The sequence below is a fragment of the Mesorhizobium sp. M0771 genome (assembly GCF_040320155.1).
GTDB lineage: Bacteria > Pseudomonadota > Alphaproteobacteria > Rhizobiales > Rhizobiaceae > Mesorhizobium.
In genome coordinates this window covers 1-2897 of record NZ_JAMYPC010000063.1, presented here as the reverse complement: position 1 = coordinate 2897, position 2897 = coordinate 1, and the positions used below count along the sequence as shown (strand labels likewise).

Sequence of the window (2897 nt, the reverse complement as noted above, 5' to 3'; positions counted from 1 at the left end):
AAGGCCAAGTGCTATGCGATTGACGAGTTCGATCTGCTCGGCGTCGAGCGTGAAGCGGGCAAGCCGGCTTTCGCTCTGATGGCTGAGCGCGGCACCGGGCGCTATGTCGGCAGCGCATTCGTCACCTTGAACCGGGAAATGCGCGAGAGGCTATGGAAACGCGTCCAGGAGCACCCAGGCACGGCGCCCAAGGGCGTCATGAAGCGGCCTGCGACGCAATGGGTCAAGCCGGGCTGATCGGCCGCGTGAAGCACTTGCGTGGCGAGGATGACCTGCGGCATGCATCGCTGCAGGACTTCCGCGAGGAGAACAAATAGCAGCTCCACAACTGGCCATCGCTTTTGCGAGAGGCGCGCATCCCAACGCCGCAAAGGCCGAGCTGAACGCGATACCGCAGGAACTCGCCTCACGCTGATCAACGGTTAACACGGCTAAGGACGCCTAACACTGTCATTGCAAAGAATAGGAAAGGAGTTTTTAGACATTCATTCATCTATCCGTGCTTTCTAATGAGCTATGTCTTTCAGCACCTTCACCCGGATATTGGAGGATGTCGTGGATGATAATTGATGCCGCCAGCGGAGGTTTCCGCATGGCACATCTTACCGCCGACTACGCCTATCTGATCGCGTTCCCGTTTTTCGATCAATACCCAATCAATCACTCAACGACTGTCACCGTCCCGCTGGTTGCGAGCAAAATCCCGCCGGCCTTGGTTTGGAAAAGGGGCCATCCTGGATGCGAATTATGACAAAGATTTTTGAGATCCTGGTGGGAAGCATGGCGATTGGAGCCGTTCTCGCAAATCTTTGCATGCCGGCGAACGCCGCAGTTGGCGACGACGGAACCACTGCCCCCACTGGCACGAGCGGTGCCACTGTCGGAACCGAGTCCCCCGACCATCCGACCAATACGGATCTGCCTCGCATTGTCGACGCTATGTCGAGCGCCCAAATCACTCGGTTCAAGAAGCGCTGCATCGACGTGATCGAGAGCCGGGGCGTTTATGATCGTGACCTGCGCCAGCTCTGCCTGCTGATCTGGCGCCACTAACCAAACCGTTCGCAAGTGCCGGAGCTGTCGACATGACACTCTCCAGTTCCGACAGTAGAGGCCCGCCCACCGAAAAAGGTTGGCGGGCTTTTAGCTAGCGGCCCTTACCCTACGGTTGGGTAAGTGTTTCCGCCCGATTATCCGCGCCCTAAAAGCGCATCCCCTCGATGCCATCTTCACTGCACTTCCCAATCATCCCCACCGTCTAAGTCCGAATGCTTGGCCCTGAAGGTTTCAAGATAGTCGACTATCTGAGGGTCGTTCGGGTCGAACGCTTGCCAATGTGGATCATCATCGACGTTGGCCAGATCGAGAAACTCGGTGATGTCCACCCCGCCATTGAGGGCGGCGACGCCAGAGTTCAAGCCGATGTATCTCAGGTTGAAGTCAAAGCGAAAATCGGGTGACCGGAAGAACTTGGCCCTGTCGCATTCCGGGAAAGGCCGGGCTCGGAAGTGGTCCATCAAGCGCTGCTTTTCAGCGATGCCTTCAGTAACTGAAATCATGTATGTTTCCGGCCGTGACAGACTTTCGTTGATCCGGCCGGCCGGCTTCCTCATGGCGCCCCAGAGGTGAGGCAAGCCAATTGCAGAGAAGAAATCCTGACCGATCGATTCGCCGGGCCAAAATTTAGGGTTGTATGGTCGAACGACAACACGATCAGGTCCGAGCGCCTCAACAAACGGTCGCAGGATTTCGTAGAAATCAAGTTGATATTCCGCGACTTCGATGGGGCCCGTCAGGTAGTCTTTGACGCATTGCGCATACACGCTCTCAAGCAAGTGATCGAAGCGCCGCAAATAGAACACCACCTTCACCTCGGCGCCAATATCCAACAGACCCTGAAAAATAGATGGATGAGTGCTGGCTCGCGAAAATTCCTCGCCTGACATCAGCAACGTCTCGCAATCGGAATCGAGTGCGAAGAACGCGCCAACGTTCTGCTCAAACGATTTGCTGTCGTCGTAACCGATTGCGGCTATGCTGTGCTGCGGCCCGAACGCTTCATTGGCCGGGTCGTGGGGGTCGGGGTAATGGATCGAGTTCCCCGCCAACAGATCCCGATTGGAGGCCAGGCTCGCCTGAAGATAAGAGCTTCCAGTCTTGTGAATTCCGCAATGCAAAATAAACTTCTTATAGCGCCTCAATGGCCGCCACTCCCGTTCACTCCTGATTGTTTATCAGGCGCCACTGCGTGCGCTCGGGACCATACCATGGACCGCAGTTGGTGGCATTACCCCGAATGCATACGGCAGGGCAGATGACGGACGCTAGTCCGCGGCGACATTGCGCCGGTGCTTCCAATCGAACGAAACGCCGGCCGGGGCCAGGCGGTAAGTGCTCTCGCCGGAGGTGGATCAGACAGTATGAGCGGCATTGATCTGATCTCCAATCTCGCAGCGACCATGGCTCCGGTCATGGAGCAGATGGGCGTTATCGCAGCTTCAGAACTCGGTCCCGAAATGCTGCAAGATCGAATTCGCGCCGAGGCTTATGCAAGCGGAAGCGTGGTGGTCGGCCGATATAAGGTGGGCTGCGTGGTCACGACGAATGTAGGCACCACGGTCATGCGCCCGCGCTCCCCTCGTCCAGCCCGCTCGAGCTGAAATTGACTGCTCAACGATGGAGGCGGAGAAGGCGCACTAGAGCGGTCCGACCGCTACAGCGATAGCGCCATCAAGACAGCGCTGCTACGTCAGAGCAGCAGGTGAATTGTCACAAGCTCGATGATCAGCAAAACGGCGCACATGACCTGGGACCCTTGTTCCCTCCAGTTCAATGGAGAGTCCGGAGTTTCATTTCTGGCCTCATGCGGCCTGTTTTTCCAGAGCCATTTTGATGGC

At 57.0% G+C, this 2897-nt stretch carries 4 protein-coding genes and 1 pseudogene; 4 read left to right on the top strand and 1 reads right to left on the bottom strand.

Translation table 11 applies throughout. The annotated features are described in order from the left end of the window. The 3 genes and pseudogenes from NKI05_RS32135 to NKI05_RS32125 all read left to right on the top strand — a co-directional run. Positions 1 to 237: pseudogene (locus NKI05_RS32135) on the top strand (ATP-dependent DNA ligase); the annotation flags it as partial. Positions 238 to 592: 355 nt separating this feature from the next. After that, positions 593 to 751, top strand: coding sequence for a hypothetical protein (locus NKI05_RS32130; RefSeq protein WP_155929886.1), 159 nt, complete (start codon positions 593 to 595; stop codon positions 749 to 751). Next, positions 748 to 1053: a hypothetical protein gene (locus NKI05_RS32125; protein WP_352765468.1), complete on the top strand. Its 306-nt coding sequence runs from the start codon at positions 748 to 750 to the stop codon at positions 1051 to 1053. Before NKI05_RS32130 ends, NKI05_RS32125 begins: the two co-directional genes overlap by 4 nt. Before the next feature lie 176 nt (positions 1054 to 1229). Here NKI05_RS32125 and NKI05_RS32120 read toward each other — a convergent pair whose 3' ends face one another. Beyond that, complete coding sequence (locus tag NKI05_RS32120; protein ID WP_352765466.1) at positions 1230 to 2201, bottom strand: hypothetical protein; 972 nt, start codon at positions 2199 to 2201, stop codon at positions 1230 to 1232. A 219-nt stretch (positions 2202 to 2420) separates the two neighbouring features. Here NKI05_RS32120 and NKI05_RS32115 point away from each other — a divergent pair, with 219 nt between their 5' ends. Further along, entirely contained in the window at positions 2421 to 2660 is a 240-nt protein-coding gene (locus tag NKI05_RS32115) for a hypothetical protein (RefSeq protein WP_023673879.1), read from the top strand. Positions 2661 to 2897 lie beyond the last annotated feature (237 nt).

Bases quoted from the DNA above. Each gene is read 5' to 3' on its own strand.
- NKI05_RS32130 (WP_155929886.1), top strand. From the start codon at position 593: ATGGCACATCTTACCGCCGACTACGCCTATCTGATCGCGTTCCCGTTT.
- NKI05_RS32125 (WP_352765468.1), top strand. From the start codon at position 748: ATGACAAAGATTTTTGAGATCCTGGTGGGAAGCATGGCGATTGGAGCC.
- NKI05_RS32115 (WP_023673879.1), top strand. From the start codon at position 2,421: ATGAGCGGCATTGATCTGATCTCCAATCTCGCAGCGACCATGGCTCCG.